Annotated in this window: 17 protein-coding genes and 6 tRNA genes; 19 read left to right on the forward strand and 4 right to left on the reverse strand. The window is 34.6% G+C overall.

Annotated features, from left to right (window positions below; translation table 11 throughout):
- Positions 1 to 56: 56 nt before the first annotated feature.
- From RZ74_RS01530 to RZ74_RS01555, 6 genes are all read left to right on the forward strand, one after another.
- Positions 57 to 129 (forward strand) — tRNA-Thr (locus tag RZ74_RS01530).
- A 136-nt stretch (positions 130 to 265) separates the two neighbouring features.
- Complete coding sequence (locus tag RZ74_RS01535) at positions 266 to 1864, forward strand: peptide MFS transporter (RefSeq protein WP_083437127.1); 1599 nt, start codon at positions 266 to 268, stop codon at positions 1862 to 1864.
- 184 nt (positions 1865 to 2048) lie between these two features.
- Positions 2049 to 2131 (forward strand) — tRNA-Tyr (locus tag RZ74_RS01540).
- Positions 2132 to 2138: 7 nt separating this feature from the next.
- Positions 2139 to 2210 (forward strand) — tRNA-Gln (locus tag RZ74_RS01545).
- Between the two features lie 81 nt (positions 2211 to 2291).
- Positions 2292 to 3071, forward strand: a complete 780-nt coding sequence (gene proC / locus RZ74_RS01550; RefSeq protein WP_053949700.1) for a pyrroline-5-carboxylate reductase — start codon at positions 2292 to 2294, stop codon at positions 3069 to 3071.
- A gap of 23 nt (positions 3072 to 3094) precedes the next feature.
- Positions 3095 to 3814, forward strand: a complete 720-nt coding sequence (locus RZ74_RS01555; protein ID WP_053949701.1) for a GntR family transcriptional regulator — start codon at positions 3095 to 3097, stop codon at positions 3812 to 3814.
- A gap of 18 nt (positions 3815 to 3832) precedes the next feature.
- Here the strand turns inward: RZ74_RS01555 and RZ74_RS01560 are convergent, their stop codons facing one another.
- Positions 3833 to 4558, reverse strand: coding sequence for a WecB/TagA/CpsF family glycosyltransferase (locus tag RZ74_RS01560; RefSeq protein WP_053949702.1), 726 nt, complete (start codon positions 4556 to 4558; stop codon positions 3833 to 3835).
- 98 nt (positions 4559 to 4656) lie between these two features.
- Between RZ74_RS01560 and RZ74_RS01565 the strand changes: the two genes are divergently transcribed.
- The 9 genes from RZ74_RS01565 to RZ74_RS01605 all read left to right on the forward strand — a co-directional run bounded on the left by RZ74_RS01565 (position 4657) and on the right by RZ74_RS01605 (position 11304).
- Positions 4657 to 6129: a nicotinate phosphoribosyltransferase gene (locus tag RZ74_RS01565; protein WP_053949703.1), complete on the forward strand. Its 1473-nt coding sequence runs from the start codon at positions 4657 to 4659 to the stop codon at positions 6127 to 6129.
- A complete protein-coding gene (nadE, locus tag RZ74_RS01570) occupies positions 6129 to 6956 on the forward strand; it encodes an ammonia-dependent NAD(+) synthetase (RefSeq protein ID WP_053949704.1) in 828 nt (275 codons plus the stop codon). Before RZ74_RS01565 ends, nadE begins: the two co-directional genes overlap by 1 nt.
- A gap of 18 nt (positions 6957 to 6974) precedes the next feature.
- Complete coding sequence (locus RZ74_RS01575; protein WP_053949705.1) at positions 6975 to 7391, forward strand: hypothetical protein; 417 nt, start codon at positions 6975 to 6977, stop codon at positions 7389 to 7391.
- 72 nt (positions 7392 to 7463) lie between these two features.
- Positions 7464 to 9632, forward strand: a complete 2169-nt coding sequence (locus tag RZ74_RS01580; RefSeq protein ID WP_053949706.1) for a Tex family protein — start codon at positions 7464 to 7466, stop codon at positions 9630 to 9632.
- A gap of 10 nt (positions 9633 to 9642) precedes the next feature.
- On the forward strand, positions 9643 to 10089 hold the full coding sequence (locus RZ74_RS01585) for a SprT family protein (RefSeq protein ID WP_053949707.1): 447 nt from the start codon (positions 9643 to 9645) through the stop codon (positions 10087 to 10089).
- A 1-nt stretch (position 10090) separates the two neighbouring features.
- Complete coding sequence (locus tag RZ74_RS01590; RefSeq protein WP_237756909.1) at positions 10091 to 10969, forward strand: homoserine kinase; 879 nt, start codon at positions 10091 to 10093, stop codon at positions 10967 to 10969.
- A 65-nt stretch (positions 10970 to 11034) separates the two neighbouring features.
- Positions 11035 to 11120, forward strand: a tRNA-Leu gene (locus tag RZ74_RS01595).
- Positions 11121 to 11152: 32 nt separating this feature from the next.
- Positions 11153 to 11225 (forward strand) — tRNA-His (locus RZ74_RS01600).
- A 7-nt stretch (positions 11226 to 11232) separates the two neighbouring features.
- Positions 11233 to 11304: transfer RNA gene (locus RZ74_RS01605), tRNA-Gln, on the forward strand.
- 105 nt (positions 11305 to 11409) lie between these two features.
- On the opposite strand, the gene RZ74_RS01610 is transcribed toward RZ74_RS01605, so the two are convergent.
- Entirely contained in the window at positions 11410 to 12480 is a 1071-nt protein-coding gene (locus tag RZ74_RS01610) for an LCP family protein (RefSeq protein ID WP_053949709.1), read from the reverse strand.
- A 281-nt stretch (positions 12481 to 12761) separates the two neighbouring features.
- Between RZ74_RS01610 and RZ74_RS01615 the strand changes: the two genes are divergently transcribed.
- Both RZ74_RS01615 and RZ74_RS01620 read left to right on the forward strand, forming a co-directional pair.
- Positions 12762 to 13715: a DMT family transporter gene (locus tag RZ74_RS01615; RefSeq protein WP_053949710.1), complete on the forward strand. Its 954-nt coding sequence runs from the start codon at positions 12762 to 12764 to the stop codon at positions 13713 to 13715.
- Positions 13716 to 13730: 15 nt separating this feature from the next.
- A complete protein-coding gene (locus RZ74_RS01620) occupies positions 13731 to 14399 on the forward strand; it encodes a 2,3-bisphosphoglycerate-dependent phosphoglycerate mutase (protein ID WP_053949711.1) in 669 nt (222 codons plus the stop codon).
- Positions 14400 to 14438: 39 nt separating this feature from the next.
- Here RZ74_RS01620 and RZ74_RS01625 read toward each other — a convergent pair whose 3' ends face one another.
- Positions 14439 to 15776, reverse strand: a complete 1338-nt coding sequence (locus RZ74_RS01625) for a C1 family peptidase (RefSeq protein ID WP_053949712.1) — start codon at positions 15774 to 15776, stop codon at positions 14439 to 14441.
- Between the two features lie 139 nt (positions 15777 to 15915).
- On the reverse strand, positions 15916 to 16605 hold the full coding sequence (gene rpiA / locus RZ74_RS01630) for a ribose-5-phosphate isomerase RpiA (protein WP_053949713.1): 690 nt from the start codon (positions 16603 to 16605) through the stop codon (positions 15916 to 15918).
- Positions 16606 to 16833: 228 nt separating this feature from the next.
- On the opposite strand from rpiA, the gene RZ74_RS01635 reads away from it, so the two are divergent.
- Together RZ74_RS01635 and radA are read left to right on the forward strand one after the other, a co-directional pair.
- On the forward strand, positions 16834 to 17370 hold the full coding sequence (locus RZ74_RS01635; RefSeq protein ID WP_053949714.1) for a dCTP deaminase/dUTPase family protein: 537 nt from the start codon (positions 16834 to 16836) through the stop codon (positions 17368 to 17370).
- Between the two features lie 23 nt (positions 17371 to 17393).
- Positions 17394 to 18770, forward strand: coding sequence for a DNA repair protein RadA (radA, locus tag RZ74_RS01640; protein WP_053949715.1), 1377 nt, complete (start codon positions 17394 to 17396; stop codon positions 18768 to 18770).
- The last annotated feature ends 2 nt before the right edge of the window (positions 18771 to 18772 follow it).

Below are 18772 nucleotides of genomic sequence, written 5' to 3' on the forward strand. Positions count from 1 at the left end.
ATTATGAAAAGGTGCTAACTTCGGTTAGCGCTTTTCTTATATAGTTACATAAATTTGCCGGCTTAGCTCAGTTGGTAGAGCATCGGTATCGTAAACCGGCGGTCACAGGTTCAAGTCCTGCAGCCGGCATAAAAAAACTAGGATGTCTTACTCATCCTAGTTTTTTTATGCGGTATTGATATAAAAGATTAAAAATTGATTAAAATTAAATCGAAGCGTATAATTACCGTTGCTGTAGTTATATTTTTGTCTGGAGGACTTAGACTTGGATAATATTGATAATAATCAATCTAAGGGATTGATTTCACTAACGTTAACTGAATCATTGGAACGTTTCAGTTATTATGGCATGCAAGCAATTTTACTATATTACATGTATTACTCAATCAGTCGGGGAGGATTGGGTTTTACACCATCAACAGCAGCTTCAATCTTTGCAATCTATGGTTCACTTAGCTACTTAGCTGCTGCTTGCGGAGGATACATAAGTGATCGTATTTTAGGTGGAAAAAGAACTGTTTCTCTTGGGGCAATAATGATTATTATTGGACAGTTAATATTATCCATTCCACTTTCTAACATGATTTTGCTATTATTTGTTTCATTAATTTTCTTAACTGTTGGAATGGGATTACTAAAGCCTACTATTACCACTATGGTCGGAAATTTATATGATGAACGATACAACACTAGAGCTTATCGTTTTACTATTTTCTTATCAGGAATTAATATTGGGGCCTTTTTAGCACCAATTATCATTGGATTTTTAGGAATGCACGTTAATTTTCATTTAGGGTTCTTCACTGGAGCCATAGCAATGTTAATTGGACTTTGCATCTTTGAGTATCATACTAAAGATTACAATCAAAATAATAGTATTTATACGTCTGATCCGATTGAGCCTTATGAAGTTCGTAAGATATTTGATCGAATCTTATTCTGTGTTGTTTCAATTGCATTAGTATTTTTATTAATGTATTCTTTTGATGCTGTAAATTTAACTAATATTATTACTTTATTAAGTGTTATCACAGTTGTGATTCCATTCATTTATTTCTTTGTGATTATTACTAGTAATGATACCGACCCAGCCGAAAGAAGGGGCATGTTAATTTATGTCATCCTATTCATTGGAGCAGCCTTCTTTTGGGGAATTGAAGAACAAGGTCCAATCGTATTGGCAATTATGGCCAACGGAAATACAGATAATGACTTCACTATTTGGAAATATGGATTACTAACATTTTTCATTGTTGTGTTTGCGATTATTGGTTATTTTTTACATAAGAAAACTGATAGTAAATTACTCAAACTATTTACAGCAGCAATCGCCGTATTCTTTATTTTAATTGCTGCACTTCATAATGGAGACTTTTATGTTCATATTTCAAGAACATGGTATCAAGCAATTAACCCACTATTTATTTTAATATTTACACCAATCTTTGCTAAGCTATGGCATCATCATGAAAGTAGTGCCATTAAAACTTTCCCAATCGGAGTGTTATTAGCAAGTATTGGTTGTTTGGTACTATATTTACCAATTCGCTTTTTAAATGGTGGAAGCGTTAATCCATTATGGATTGTTTTAACTGTTGGTATTATTTGTTTAGGTGAAATGTTAATCTCTCCAGTGGGACTTTCTGTAACGTACAGATTAGCACCAAAGAACTTTGTTTCTCAAATGATGGGAGTTTGGTATTTATCTGACGCCGCTGGACAAGCGATTAATTCTCAAGTAGTAAGATACTTCTCTGTTGAGAATGTAGATTACTTTTTAGTGCTTGGAATCATTGGAATTGTATTGTCTGCATTAATGTTTGGAATACTTCATTTCATTCTTAGAAAGGTTCCCAAAAAATAATTGTTATAAAATGAAAAAAAGTGTTGACTCATTCTACGATTTTCGATATTATATTATATGTTGATTGGTTGAGAGATATCAATCAGCGTCGCAGTTTTAACACTTGCGATTAGATAAAAAGTTATTGACATGTAAGTATGATTTTGATATTATATTTTTTGTTGATTACATTTTGTATCTTTTCGGAGGGGTAGCGAAGTCTGGCTAAACGCGGCGGACTGTAAATCCGCTCCTTCGGGTTCGGTGGTTCGAATCCACTCCCCTCCATTTTTATTGGGCTATAGCCAAGTGGTAAGGCAACGGGTTTTGATCCCGTGATGCGCTGGTTCGAACCCAGCTAGCCCAACTACTTAAAATGACTGACTTTCATAGTCGGTCATTTTTTTTATGTTATAATATATTCAATATTTCGCTTCAGGAGGTTACTATGAAAATTGGTTTTATTGGAGTAGGAGCAATGGCTAAGGCAATGATTAAGGGATTTATCAATTCTAATCAAGTTAAGCCAGAAGACATTTACGTTCATGCTCCTCATATTGGTAAGTACAAGCAATTCGCAGAAGAATTAGGGGTAAATTGTAGTAACAATAATCAAGAAGTAGTTAAAAGCAGTGATTTAATTATTTTAGCTGTTGGACCTAAGCAAGTTGTGGATGTTTTAAGAGAGGTAAGAGACGACTTAGTACATAAAACATTAGCATCCATCGTTTGGCAAGTATCATTAGAACGACTAGAAGAATTAACTAGTTATGATTTGCCAATCATTCGTTTGATTCCAAATGTTAACGTTGAAGTGAACGAAGGAATGTTAATTTATAAGAGTAATGAAAATCTAGATGGTGAATCATTAAATGAAATAGTTCATGTTTTTGATTTACTAGGTAAGACAATCGAAGTTGAAGAAGATAAATTTGATGTTTCTGGATCATTGATGGGTTGTACACCTGCATATGCATATTTATTTGCCGATATTTTCAGTCGGAGTGCTGTTAATCACGGTTTAGATAAACAAACAGCTACTGAAATGGTAGCCCAAGCAATTTTAGGTTCAATGAAAATGATTGATAAATCTGAAAAATCACCAAGCGATTTAATCGATGATGTTTGTTCACCTGCTGGTGGAACCATCAAAGGTTTATTAGCATTAAAAAAGAGTGGTTTTGAAAAAGCAGTTATTGATTGCTTTGATGCAACGCAAGAAGAGTAATATTTTGAGGGGATTGTTAGATAATGGCTTTGCCAATTTATATTCAAATTCATAATTCAATCAAAAAGAATATCGAAGATGGAAAATGGAAACTAGGTAGTCGCATACCTTCTGAACGTCAATTATCAGCTGAATTTAATGTCAGCAGAATGACTTTAAGACAAGCCATTCAAACGTTAGTTGATGAAGGAATTTTGGACCAAAGAGTTGGATCTGGTACTTATGTTTCCAATCAAAAGGTACAAGAAAAAATGTCTGGAGTTACTGGTTTTTCAGACATAATGATTGCCCAAGGAAAACATCCATCGAGTAAAACAGTCTCATATCATATGTTAGAACCATCATTAAGTGAGATTGAAAAACTAAACATTTCTGAAAACGAGAAAGTTTTAAGAATGGAAAGAATCAGATATGGTGATAATATTCCAATTTGTTTTGAAATTGCGACCGTACCTGAGAAGTTTATTGATGGTCTAAGTAAAGATGACGTTTCCCATTCTTTCTATGCATCATTAAAAGAAAAAAAGAGATTAACGCCAAAGGTATCACGTCAAAACGTTTCAGCTACTTTGGCATCTGAAAGAATTGCTGAATTTCTGGATATTAAAAAAGGTGATGCAATCTTATTATTACGTCAGGTAACTGAACTACAAAATGGCGAACCATTTGAATACGTTAGAACTCAATATGTCGGTGAAAGATTCGAATTTTATTTAGACAGTAAAAAAAGTACATTTGATTAATCAAATGTACTTTTTGTTTTATTTTTGTTTCTTTTGTTTTTTAATTAAACGAATAAATTTGGGTAACGCTAACATACGTTTAAATCTAGTTGGTTCTTTAATTAAACGATATAACCATTCAATACGATGGTTGATCCAAAATTGTGGAGCTCTTTGGACGTGACCTGATAAAACATCAAAGCTACCACCTAAGCCAATCCATAATCCATCGTTTTGTTGACGGTATTTTTCAATAAAGTATTCTTGTTTAGGAAAACCTAACGCAACAAATACCATATCAGGTTTATTTTGTGCGATTTCAGCAGCAATTTCGTCACTATCGTTAAAATACCCGTCATGATATCCAGCAACGCTTAAATCGGGATATTTTTGCGGAATAATGGTTTTTAAATCGGCAATGACTTCTGGTTTTGCTCCCAGGAAGTAAGCAGATTTATGATTTTGATTTCCCCACGCTAATAGGTCTAATAAAACATCGTAACCAGTAATTCTTTCGCTCATATCTGATCCTAGTATGTTTGCACCCATGACAATGCCGACTCCGTCTGGAACTAAGTAATCAGCTTTTTTGATGGTTTCAGCATATTGATTATCGTTTAAAGCAGCTACCACAATTTCTGGATTAGCTGTTACAACAAATGTATTTTGTCTTTGATTGATACGTTCTTTTAGTCCATCCATAAAATTATTAAATGAACTGTTTAAAAAATCGAAACCCAAAATATTTACTTTTTTATTTTCCATCTCTATACCTTCAAATAAATTATTATGATTATTTCTTTAATTAATGATAAAATAAAAGACAATAAAATGCGACATGTATTAGGAGGATTTCATTAAAAATGTCAAATCAATTTGATAATTTAACATTACATACTGATGCATATGAAATCAATATGATGCAAACATACTTTAAAGCAGGTTTGCAAAATCGCCACGCTGTATATGAAGTTTACTTTAGAAAAATGCCATTCGAAAATGGTTTTGCTATTTTCGCTGGATTAGAAAAAGTAATCGATTATATTCAAAATATTAACTTCACTGATGAAGATATTGAATTTTTGCGAAGTCAAAATGAATATAGTGAAGAATTTTTAACATACTTAAGTAATTTCAAATTTACTGGATCAATTCGTTCATTTGTAGAAGGAGAGTTAGTCTTTAACAACGAACCAATGCTACAAGTTGAAGGAAACGTTTGCGAATGTCAATTGGTAGAAACAGCAATATTAAATATTGTTAATTATCAAACTTTAATCGCAACTAAAGCAGCTAGAATTAGAATGGCCGCTGGTAACGATCCACTACTAGAATTTGGTAGTCGTAGAGCGCAAGAAACTGAAGCCGCTTTATGGGGAACTAGAGCTGCCTACATTGGTGGCTTTAATGCTACTTCCAACGTTTTAGCTGGAAAGAACTTTAATATTCCAATTAGTGGTACCCATGCGCATTCATTAGTGGAATTATTCCAAGACGACTACAAAGCCTTTAAGGCATATGCAAACAGTCATCATGAGTGTGTCTTTTTAGTTGATACTTTTGACACATTGAAGAGTGGCGTCCCTAATGCGATTAAAGTCGCTAAAGAATTAGGTGATAAGATTCACTTTGCCGGAGTTAGAATTGATTCTGGTGATATGGCATACTTATCAAAACGAGTACGTGAAATGTTAGACGATGCTGGTTTCCCTAATGCTAAGATTTTTGCTTCAAATGACTTGGATGAAAAAACCATCACTAGTTTAAAGATGCAAGATGCTAAGATTGATGTTTGGGGAATTGGAACTAAGTTAATTACTGCGTTTGATCAACCTGCATTAGGAGCCGTTTACAAGATGGTTTCAGTTGAAAATGATGATGGTGAAATGGTGGATACAATTAAGCTATCTAATAACGCTGAAAAAGTTTCTACACCAGGTAAAAAACAAGTATGGCGTGTTACCGAAAGAAAAGATGGTAAGTCAGAAGGGGATTACATCACATTGAATGATGAAAATCCTAATGAAGAATCTGAACTATACATGTTCCATCCACAATATACTTATATCAATAAGACACTTACTGATTTTGTTGCCAAGCCACTACTAACTGATATTTTTGTAGATGGTAAGTTGATTTATAACCAACCAGAATTATCTGATATTAAAGCCCATAGTGAAGAAGTATTATCTTCATTATGGCCTGAATACAAACGTGAGTTAAATCCTCAGGAATATCCAGTTGATTTATCAACTAAGTGTTGGGACAACAAGATGAGTATTATTAAAGAAGTCCATGCTCAAATTAAACAAAAACAAGATAAGGGTGAATTATAATGCGCGATAAGCAAGCTGAAATTATTGATGCGTTAATGGTTAAACCATCAATTGATTCAAAAGAAGAAATTAGAAATAGTGTTGAATTTTTAAAGAGCTATCTAAAGAAATACCCATTTTTAAAAACATTTGTATTGGGAATTTCAGGTGGTCAAGATTCTACATTAACTGGTAAATTAGCTCAAATTGCAATTAGCGAAATGCGTGAAGAAACTAAAGATGATTCATATCAATTTATTGCTGTTCGACTACCATATGGTACGCAAGCAGATGAATCAGATGCAATGGATTCAATTGCATTTATCGGTGCTGATAAGACATTTAGAGTTGATATTAAACCAATGGCAGATGCAGCAATGAAAGCTGTTGAAGAAAATGGTTTAGATATTTCTGACTTTAACAAAGGAAATATCAAAGCACGTCAAAGAATGATTGCCCAATATGCAATTGCTGGTCAAACTAGCGGTGCTGTTTTAGGTACTGACCATGCTGCTGAAGCAGTAACTGGTTTTTACACTAAATTTGGGGATGGTGCTGCTGATATCACGCCACTATGGCGACTAGATAAGCGCCAAGGAAAAGCAATGTTGAATGAACTAAATGCACCTAAGCATTTATACGAAAAGACACCAACTGCTGACCTAGAAGATGATCGTCCAGCTTTACCAGATGAAGTAGCACTAGGTGTGACTTATGACGATATCGACAATTACCTAGAAGGTAAAGATATTGATGATTCGGCTGCAGAAAAGATTGAAAACTGGTATATTAAAACTGAACACAAACGTCATCTACCAATCACCATTTACGATGACTTTTGGAAATAAGAAGGGAAATTTATAATTATGAAAAAGAACAAGATGGCAATTTATGCTCCATTACTATCTGATTTAATCACTAACACTAATAAAGTGGGAGAAGAAATGAGTCATGATTACGAACCACTAGAAGATGCGGTTGCTAAGAATGACTATGCTGGAATTGATTTAGCTAAGACAAAACAAACTTTCCAGGATGGAACTGATCAATACCAAGGCTTTTTAGTTCAATTACAAAACGCTGATGTACCTGCTAAAGAATTAGGACGTCACTCAGTATTAACTGAAGCATATGCTGACTATGTTAAGGGATGCCAAGACATGGTTGATAGCATTAGCGCCGATAAAATTGATGTCGAAGCTTTCAATGCTGCTGGTCAAGCACAACAAGATAGCATTGAAAGAGTATTTAAGACTGCTCAAAAAATCATGATGTCAATGTAATAATTAAAGATAGTTGGTAATTACTACCAGCTATTTTTTTGCTTAAAAAGACGTGAAGATAGGATGATATCAATGGAAGAATCAATTATTAAAAAGATTGTAAAGGAACTTTCTCACTATTCTGAAAAACAAGTGACTGCCGTTATATCAATGATGGAAGAAGGAAATACCGTTCCTTTTATTGCTAGATATAGAAAAGAACGCACTGGTAGTTTAGATGAAGTCCAAATTAGAGAAATTGCCGATGCAAACACTAAAATTAGTAATTTAGAAAAGCGTAAAGAGGAAGTGATTCGTTTAATTGAAGAACAAGGCCAATTAAACGCGGAACTTAAAAAAGCGATTCAAAATGCTGAAACGATGCAAAACGTTGAAGACTTATACCTTCCATACAAAAAGAAGAAGAAAACCAAGGCAATGATTGCTAGAGAACAAGGGTTAGAACCATTGGCGAAGTTAGTATTGGCCAATGATGATTCATTTGTTCAAAAGGCTAGTGATTATGTTAATGCTGAACAAGAATTAAATTCAGTCGAAGATGTCTTGGCTGGAGTGCACGAAATTTTAACTGAAGACATTGGTAACGATGCTTATTTAAGAGAATGGATTAGAGAAGATACTAAGAAGCATGGATTAATCACTAGTAAGGTCAAAAAGAATGGTGAAGAACTAGATGAAAAGAATGTTTATGCTGATTACTATGATTTTTCACAACCAATTAATCAATTAAAGAAGCATAGAGTATTAGCACTTAACCGTGGTGAAAAAGAAAAGATTCTGACCGTTAACATTGAAGTTAATACCAACGTGATTTACAAGTTCTTACAAGCTGAAACTAACCGTAAGCGAACTAACAAAAGCGCTGATGCTGTTAAATCAGCATATGAAGATGCGTATGCTCGTTTCATGAAACCAGCAATTGACCGTGAAATTAGAAATCAATTAACGGAGGAAGCTGATGAACATGCAATTGGCATCTTTGGTAAAAACTTGTATAACCTATTAATGCAAGCACCAATTAAAGGCAAAGTTGTAATTGGATTTGATCCAGCATACAGAACTGGATGTAAATTAGCAGCAATTGATGACAATGGTAAGTTTTTAGATAAGCTAGTGATTTATCCACATAAACCAGCTAGTGAAACTAAACGTGAACAATCTAAAAAGCAATTAGTGGATTTTATTAACAAGAACCATGCAGAAATGATTGCAATTGGAAATGGAACTGCTAGTCGTGAATCAGAACAGTTTGTTGCTGATTTAATTAAAGAAAATAAGCTACCAGTTTATTACGTAATTGTTAATGAAGCAGGCGCTTCAGTATATTCAGCCAGTCAAAACGCACGTGATGAATTCCCAGATTTTCATGTTGAAGAAAGATCTGCTGTAAGTATTGGAAGACGCTTGCAAGATCCGTTAGCTGAGTTAATTAAGATTGATCCTAAATCAGTTGGTGTTGGTCAATATCAACATGATTTACCTGCAAAACAATTAGATGCTCAATTAGACAGAGTTGTGGAAACAGCTGTGAATAAAGTTGGGGTTAATGTAAATACTGCTAGTCCAGAATTATTAACCCATATTTCTGGAATTACGAAAGCAACCGCTAAAAACGTGGTTAAGTATAGAAATAGCAATGGAGTATTTAAAACACGCCAAGAACTAAGTAGTGTGCCTCGTTTAGGAAGCAAGACTTACGAACAAGCGATTGGGTTCTTACGTGTTATTGATGGAACAAATCCATTAGATAATACCGATATTCATCCAGAAAGTTATTCAGTAGCAATGAAGATTTTAAAAGAACTAGGATTATCCACAGATGCATTGGGTAGTGCAGAAATCAATTCTGCCTTATCCACATTCGATGTTGATAAGTTTATTAATGAAACCCAAACCGGACAACAAACCGTCTTGGATATTATTGATGGACTAAAACGTCCGGGAAGAGATTTCCGCGATAGCATGCCAATGCCAGCTTTAAAACAAGATGTTTTGAAGATTGAGGACTTAAAAGAAGGCATGCAATTACAAGGAACTGTTAGAAACGTAATTGATTTCGGTGCGTTTGTGGATATAGGTGTTAAACAAGATGGTTTAGTGCACATCTCACAAATGAGTGATAAATTTATTTCTGACCCTAGTACAATTGTTTCTGTTGGAGATATTGTTGATGTTTGGGTATTATCAATTGATATTAAGAGAAATCGGATTCAACTAACAATGATTAATCCGGAGAAGTGATAAAATTTAAATGAATGATCAAGAATTACAAACTTTAGTGGAAAACGTTTCACTAGAATCATTTGCGAAACCGTTTGTCCACAGGGCATATTTTAATCGACGATTAAAGACGACTGGGGGTCGTTACCATGTCCAAAGTCATAATATCGATATTAATCCAAAGATGTTGTCAGAGCATTCTAAAGATGTTTTAATTGGTGTAATTAAGCACGAATTATGTCATTACCACCTTCATTTATCAGGTTATTCTGGTAAACATAATACTCTTGCTTTTAAACGATTATTAAAAACAGTAGGCGGATCACGTTATGCACCGGCACCTGTTGATAATCGTCCATTGGTTTATATTTGTTCACATTGTGGACAAACGTATCGTCGAAAGCGTAAAATCGACGTTAAAAAATATGTCTGTGGAAAATGTCGTGGAAAACTAGAATTAAAAACTGGAGATGATTAGTTTGGATAAAAAAATAATTATCAGAGTACCAGCTACATCAACTGGAATTGGTGCAGGTATTAATTCAATTGGAATTGCATTTGGCTTATATTACACTGTCATCGTGGAAGAAGAAATGGATCGTTGGCAAGTTAACCACGCACTTGGAGATGATGTGCCTCGTGACGAAAATAACATTATTGTACAAACTATTTTAAAAGTAGACCCAACGATTAAACCACATCAATTAACTGTGATGTCAGATGTGCCAATTGGAAGGGGACTAGGTTCTAGTACAACTGCAATTGTTGCTGGAATTAAAATTGCCAATGCACTTGGTAACTTAGACATGTCATTAGATGATGAAATTAACGCTGGAAGTAAGATTGAGGGCCATGCTGATGGTGTTGCCTCTGCTTTACTTGGTAACATCACCGTTTCATATTTCAATGGAAAGATGGCAACCACAGTAAAGACCGATATTCCCGAAGTAATTAATGCGTTAGTTTATCTAGTTAAAGACGATGGCACTCATGATAAAGCTATCTATAAGGATGAAGTTAGCTCTGTAGATGCTGTAAAAGCAAGTAGTGCTACTAATGTACTAGTTGCATCATTGATGAATAATGAATGGACTAAAGCTACTGAAATGATGGAAAACGATGCCATTTATACCGACAATATCTATGATATTGTTCCTGAACTTGAAGTAATTAGAAATCAAGCCCATCAATTAGGGATATATGGAACGTTCTTAAATCAATCTCAACGTAGTGTGATTACCTTTGGAACATCTTCACAACTAAATGAGTTAAGAAATGCATTAAGCGACAGTAATTTAACTGGGGTAATGAGACTAATTAAGGTTGATCATACTGGTGCTACTGTTCGCGGAGAATAAATTTTAATAAATAGTATTGAAATTAAGTTGAAAATCACATATAATAATATTTGTGATTTTTTACTGCGGCCATGGCGGAATTGGCAGACGCGCAAGATTAAGGATCTTGTCGGGATTACTCCCGGTGGAAGTTCGAGTCTTCTTGGCCGCATTATTAAAATCATCATTACACATAATGATATGGCGGTAGTGGTGAAGTGGTTAACACATCGGATTGTGGTTCCGACACGCGTGGGTTCGATTCCCACCTACCGCCCTTTTATTGGGCTATAGCCAAGTGGTAAGGCAACGGGTTTTGATCCCGTGATGCGCTGGTTCGAACCCAGCTAGCCCAATCTAAATAAAAGACATTCGTTTAATCGAATGTCTTTTTTGTTTTCTAAAGGGGAAATGAGGGTAATAAAAAAGCATCTAAACATAACATTCAGATGCTTTTTTTATTAATAGTTAATTTGAGTTGAAGTACTTGAAGTGGTTGAACTGTAATCACTAGTTGTATCTTGTGTTTGGTTCAATGATGATAAAGTACTTAAACCAAGGCTTGAACGAATTGAGTTAGAAATAGTTAATAACTCTTGTTGTGTTGGAACTTCATAATCAATTCCATTAATAACAGCTGTTTCACCTTGTAGTGTTTGTGACTTGATATGGTGAGTAGCAACTCCATATCTTTCACGAAGTGCAACCATATCGTCGAACTTCATATCAGTTTTTAGCTTACCTGAGACAGAATTTAAGATTTCCTTGTAACGAGGTAATGAAGAAATGTTCATACCTTTAAGAACAAGCTTTTGTAGGACTTGTCTTTGTCTTACTTGACGACCGTAGTCACCAGCTGGATCTTGATGTCTCATTCTTGAGTAAGCAAGTGCTTCAGCACCATTTAGAGTAACTGTCTTACCTTTAACAACGTTTGCAGCACCATATTGGAAAGTAAGTGGAGGAGTAACGGTAACACCACCAACGGCGTTAACCATCTTTTCTAGACCACCCATGTTAATGATTGCATAGAAATCAATTGGAACGTTCAATAGATTTTGAACGGTTTGAACAGCGCTAGATGCTCCTCCAATAGTATATGCTGCATTAATCTTTTCGTATGGTTGTGAATCACCAGGAACAGTAACCTTAGTATCACGAGGAATACTTGTTAGGTAAATTGTTTTCTTCTTGGGATTTACAGTTGCCAAGATGATAGTATCAGTTCTCCCAGTATCATGACGACCAAGAGCACCAGTATCAGTACCTAATAGTAAAATAGATACTGGTTTGTTTTGAGCAATCACACTCGAAACATTTCTAGCCTTTGTTGATAAACCAGGTTGATAGGCTTTATCAGCTGCATTTTTCATGTTCACATAGATACCGTGAGCAACGACCAGACCAGTAACTAGCAGAACTAAGAAAACAAGGAAGGTGATCCAAGCACCTTTATGACTTTTTTTCTTGAAATGAGGTTGACTTGCTCTGGATCTGGAAACTCGTTCGAAATTTTGATTGTTATTTTGCATAAATCAATCATAGCTCCTTTTTATGAATTTCCCCATTATAAAAGATATAATCAAGATTCGTAAATATAATTAACATTATAAACTTATTTTATAAAAATTAATAACGGTTACAAAAGATGTAACAAATTGTAATAATTTTGTCATATTTTAATGGATATGGGGAATATGATATAATTCTGATGTTGATATAACTAAATCAAGAAATTACAAATTTAATTTAAGTTAGTAGTGTATCAAGTTTTTGTTAATTTGTAAATTAAAAAAGGGGAGCGCGTTTTAAGTTGAAAAAAACTTTTCTATATATATTAATTTCTACTTTCATGTTTAGCTCAATGGAAATTGCATTAAAGAGTGTACAAGGAGTCTTTAGCCCAATTCAGTTAAACTTAGTTAGATTCTTTATCGGAGGATTGATTTTATTACCAATTGTTTTGAAGAATGGTAAACAACCTCTGATGACAACAAAGTGGAAAAGTATTGGAGTGTTTTTATTAACCGGATTTTTATGTGTGGTAGTTAGTATGACATTGTATCAATTAGCTATCATGTACGATGAAGCTTCTACGGTTGCTGTGGTCTTTAGCTGTAACCCAGTTTTTGCATTACTATTTGCATTTTTTATTTTAAAAGAAAAAATCAGCAGATTGGGATTTATTTCATTAGTAATTTCAATCGTTGGATTAATAATTATTGTTAACCCTGAAAACTTAACTAATCCACTGGGATTAACACTAGCATTAGGTTCAGCACTAACATTTGGATTGTACGGAATTGTTTCTAGATGGGGATCTAGTGTTACAGGGATGAATGGATTAGCAACAACGTGTTATACTTTCTTAGCAGGAGCTATTGAACTATTGATATTAGTTTTAATCAGTAATATTAATCAAGTAGCTCTATTAATGGATAAAGTAGAATGGTTAAAACCATTTGCTAAAACACCAATTTTACATAATATTTCATTACAATATTTTTGGATTCTATTATTTATCTGTGTATTTGTGACCGGTGGAGGATTTGCTTTTTACTTCTTGGCAATGGAAAGAGCAGGAGTATCGATTGCATCCATCGTGTTTTTCATTAAACCTGGATTGGCACCAATATTAGCAATGATTCTTATTGGTGATAAAATTGCAATTAATACCTGGATTGGAATTGTTATTATTTTAATTGGTTCCGTGATTACGTTTGTAGGGAGTCAATTGGAACAAAAAAATGCTGAATTAGAAGAATAAAAAAGAGATGATAAGATGGCTTATTTAGTAATTATGCGTCATGGTGAGAGTGTTGCTAATCAGCAAAATGTTTTTACTGGTTGGAGTGATGTTGAGTTAACCGAAAAGGGAATTCAACAAGCACACATTGCAGCACAAGCATTACAAAAATTAAATATTAACTTTCAGCATGCACATACATCTTATTTAAAACGCGCAATTGAAACTTTAAACATTGTTTTAGGTGACATTGATCAAGATTATGTGAATGCTACTAAAACATGGCGTTTGAATGAACGACACTATGGAGCTTTACGTGGCCGGATTAAAAGTGATGTTAAAGAAGAATATGGTGTTGAACAGTTTAATCTGTTTAGAAGAAGTTATAACACGGTACCACCATTATTGAAGCAACACGATGTAGACCGTCGTTACCAAAGATTAGGGGTGCAAATTCCGTTAGGTGAAAGTTTAAAAATGGCTTCTGATCGTTTAATACCGTATTGGGAAGACCAAATTGCTCCTAAGCTATTAGATAATCAAAATCAATTAATTGTGGCTCACGGCTCTATTTTAAGAGCATTAATTAAGTATTTAGATAATATTGATGATAGTGAGATTAATCAGGTTGAAGTTCCAAACGGGAAACCAATTATTTATCAATTTGATCAAAAACTTCACGTAATTAATAAAAAGACAATATAAAAAGAGTTGATACATTGTATCAACTCTTTTTTAGTTGGTTTATTTTTCAAAGAAAGCAAGAGTTCCCATTGGATCCCATGGATCTAAAACAACAGGGTCTTTTTCTTGAGAAGCGTTGTCAGCTTCTGATAAGTATTTCTTGTTAATAACTACTTGGTAGGTGAAACGTCTGAACCATGATTCACTCATAACAAAGTATCCCTTTGAACCAACTTTGTTACCCCATGAGTTTTCAACTTTCCATTTAGTTGGTTTACCATCAACAATGTCAACACCAGTGATAACCATTGCGTGGTTCATAACACTTTGATGGAAGTCTAATTGTTCAGCCTTGCTCATACCTAAATCAATGTCGAATAATTCGCCTTTAGAATATAGGTCATCATCCATGATTCCTTTTTTACGATCTGATTCTTTAGCAACATCGCTTCCGAACCAAACACTTTCACCATTCTTTAGTTGAGTAATGGTTAGTTCTTCAAGTTTGTCCATTTCTAAGTTTAAATGTTTAACTTGACGACCGTTAATGACATTACCCAGCATATCAACAGTGTATGTATTGTCATAAGGTTTATCTTCAGTAGGTGAGTTAATAATTGATACATAGTCTTCCAAGTTTAAGTTAACGTATTTATCGAAGAACTTCTTAGGAGTTAAATCATTATCAACATGGTATTCATGTTTTTCATCACGATATTCAAAGTTAAATGTTGAAACAGGTTCACCAAATGCGTATACCAAGACACGGTAAATTTCACTTAGCATATCATCTTTTGCTGCTTGAACATCTTTACCATCGTTAGCAAGTTCACGAAGTTTAATTGCATCGATTCTTAGCTTTTGGTTTAAGACTGCATTTAATTCTGAAGTATCATTACTATTTGCAGTTTCAACCATTGCAGATTGAGGAGCAACACCGTATTTTTCGATTACGGCACATAACATGTCCCATTGACCACCATCTTGTTGAGGTGAGTCTAATAACCAAGAAACACGACGACTGGTTAAAGGTTGGTTGGCAGTTCTAATAATGTTTTCTAAGAACCAGTTACACTTTTCAAATTTATCCCAAAATGTTGTGTAAATTTGTGATAATTCAAAATCACCAGATAAATTAAAGTTCTTAGCTAAATTATGACGCATAGTATTTAAAGCAGCGAAAATCCAGCAACGACCACTATGTTGTTGGTTTGATACTTCACCAGTATCGACTTCCACTGAAAAAATAGGCTTCATGTTAGCTTCAGATTCGAAGTTTGCGGCAGTTGAGTTAATACCATTGTGGCTAATAGCTCTTTGCATTACCTTAGCTTCTTGACGATTCTTTAAATCGCTTTGATATTTTTGGATATTTTCATTACTAATACTTTCTGACATCATCAGACCTCCTATACTTTTGTCATATTATATCACTGGTTTCTCATTAATTAAACGCAAAATAAAAAGAACCATAATGATAAAGTAAGCTAATCATTATGGTTCTGGGATTTAGTTTAATTAGAAAAAAATTAGATTTTTAATTTCTTTTTGCTTCAAAAGTTTCGCAATGATCTTCATGACCAACGATAACCATATCAACGACATCTAAGAATAAACCATGTTCAACGATTCCTGTCATGTTGTTTAGAATAGTTTCTAATTCATGAGGACGTTCAATATATCCAAGGTTTAAATCGATAATGTAGTTATCAGCATGAGTTAAAACGTGACCACCTTTAGCATTTGTTCTAAAAGTAGGGTGATAACCCATTTCATCTAATCGATTGAATAAATGAGAACTTCCATAAGGTGTAACTTCTAGGGGAAGTGGGAATGAACCCAAATTTTTGGCCATTTTGGTAGCATCCACAATCCAAATGTTACGGTCAGAGTTGATGGCAACAATCTTTTCACGAAGATGCGCAACACCACCACCCTTGATTCCTTGGAAGTTTTCGTCGATTTGATCAGCACCATCAATGGTTAAATCGATGTGATCAACATCGTCGATACTTTTAACATCAATCCCTAAATCGCGAGCACGTTTTGCTGAACGATTTGATGTGGGAACTCCAATGATTCGGAGACCTTCTTCTGCAACTCGTTGACCCAATGCATCCAACAAGTATTTTACAGTTGAACCGGTTCCTAGACCAACAGTCATACCGTCTTCGATATACTTAACTGCCTCTTGTCCGGCCATTTGTTTCATTAATTCTTTGTCCATAATCAGGTTCCCCTCTATAATTTCGGTAAAACGATTAAATCAGTTTGGGATGATTAATATCCAAACAAAAAGTTTCGAAAAAGGTATCAAATACCTTACTAATACATAATATAATTTTCTATGGTTATGGCTTGTTTGTCAAATAAAATATTTGGTTTTAATTGAGACCAGATTTTATAGCAAATCAGTAGTATAATATATAGTAATACTAAAACAGGATGTGTAGAGATGAAAAGAGGATTTGAAGTAGTTTCAAAATATAAGAATGATGGGATTAACTTACCATATCGTTCAACACAACAAGCTGCTGGTTACGATATTGAAGCATCCAGCGATTTTGTACTTCCATCAATTTGGAAGTTAGGATTTTTAAAAGTTTTATGGGCACTTAAACATCAACAAGATGTTTCTGAAGAAGACATGCAAAAAGCCAAAGATGTTTTGAGACCATTACTTGTACCAACTGGAATCAAAGCATACATGCAACCAGACGAAATGTTAGTAATTGCAAACAGATCAAGTGGACCTCTTAAGAGAGGGATGGTTTTACCAAATGGAATTGGAATTGTTGACGCAGATTACTACAACAATGAAAGCAATGAAGGAGAGTTATTTGTTCAAATGACTAACTTTGGATTGCTTGATAGAAAAATCAAGAAGGGTGACAGAATTGCGCAAGGTATTTTTGTACCATTCTTGACAACCGATGATGATGCTAACAAAGGAACCACTAGAATTGGTGGATTTGGCTCATCTGGAGAATAAGTTTTTAACGAAAGGAAATTAACGTGGCTAAAGTTAAGACACAATTTGTTTGTGAAGAATGTGGATACATTTCTCCTAAGTATTTAGGACATTGTCCTAACTGTGGAAAGTGGAATACATTTGAAGAACAAACCGTGCAAAAAGAAACATCTAGTTTAAAATCAAGCCATCGAATGGATTTCAATGGTAAGCAAACTCAACCACAATTAGTTAAAGATGTTAAGTTCGAAAAAGAATCAAGATTTGAGACTGATTCTAAAGAGTTTAATCGTGTATTAGGGGGCGGGGTTGTTCCTGGCTCTTTAATCTTAATCGGTGGAGATCCTGGAATTGGAAAGTCAACATTGCTTCTACAAATATCAGGACAACTTAGTGAGAAAAATCAAAAGATTTTATACGTATCTGGTGAAGAAAGTGCTAGTCAAATTAAGCTTAGAGCTGAAAGACTAGCAGTGAATGGGGCCAATATGTATCTTTACCCTGAGACTGACATGGGTGCAATTAGAAGTGCAATTGATGAGATTCAACCAGATGCAGTTGTGATTGACTCTGTTCAAACAATTTCCGAACCAGATGTTGATTCAGCAATTGGTTCAGTTTCTCAAGTACGTGCAATTACCGCTGATTTAATGTCAATCGCCAAGACTAATGGAATTACAGTCTTCGTGGTTGGCCATGTTACTAAGGGTGGTTCATTAGCTGGGCCAAAGACGTTAGAACACATGGTTGATACTGTTTTATATTTTGAAGGAGATATGCATCACTCCTACAGAATTTTAAGAGCAGTTAAAAACCGTTTTGGTTCAACAGACGAATTGGGAATATTCGACATGCAAGAATCCGGATTACAAGAAGTTGCTAATCCCTCAGAAGTTTTCTTAGAGGAACGATTGAAAGATGCTAACGGTTCTGCAATTGTGGTTTCAATGGAAGGAACCAGACCAATTCTAGTTGAAATCCAAGCATTGGTAACCCCATCTGTTTTTGGGAATGCGCAAAGAACAGCGACTGGAATCGACAGAAATCGGGTAGCGGTATTGATGGCCGTACTAGAAAAACGTGCTGGATTGATGTTACAAAATCAAGATGCATTCCTAAAAGCTGCTGGTGGAGTGAAGTTAAACGAACCAGCAATTGATTTGGCGGTTGCAATCAGTGTTGCATCTAGTTACAAGAACAAAGGGACTGATCCTGCAGAGTGTTATATTGGTGAAATTGGATTGACCGGAGAAATTAGAAGGGTTAATCGAATTGAACAACGAGTTTTAGAAGCTCAAAAGTTAGGCTTTAAGCGGGTGCTTGTTCCCAAGCACAACTTATCTGGATGGACTGCTCCAGATGGAATTGAAGTAGTCGGGGTAGCAACATTATCCCAAGCGATAAAAATGGCTTTAAAGTAAGA

Origin of the sequence: Apilactobacillus apinorum, from assembly GCF_001281175.1 — a bacterium.
Classification (GTDB): Bacteria; Bacillota; Bacilli; order Lactobacillales; family Lactobacillaceae; genus Apilactobacillus; species Apilactobacillus apinorum.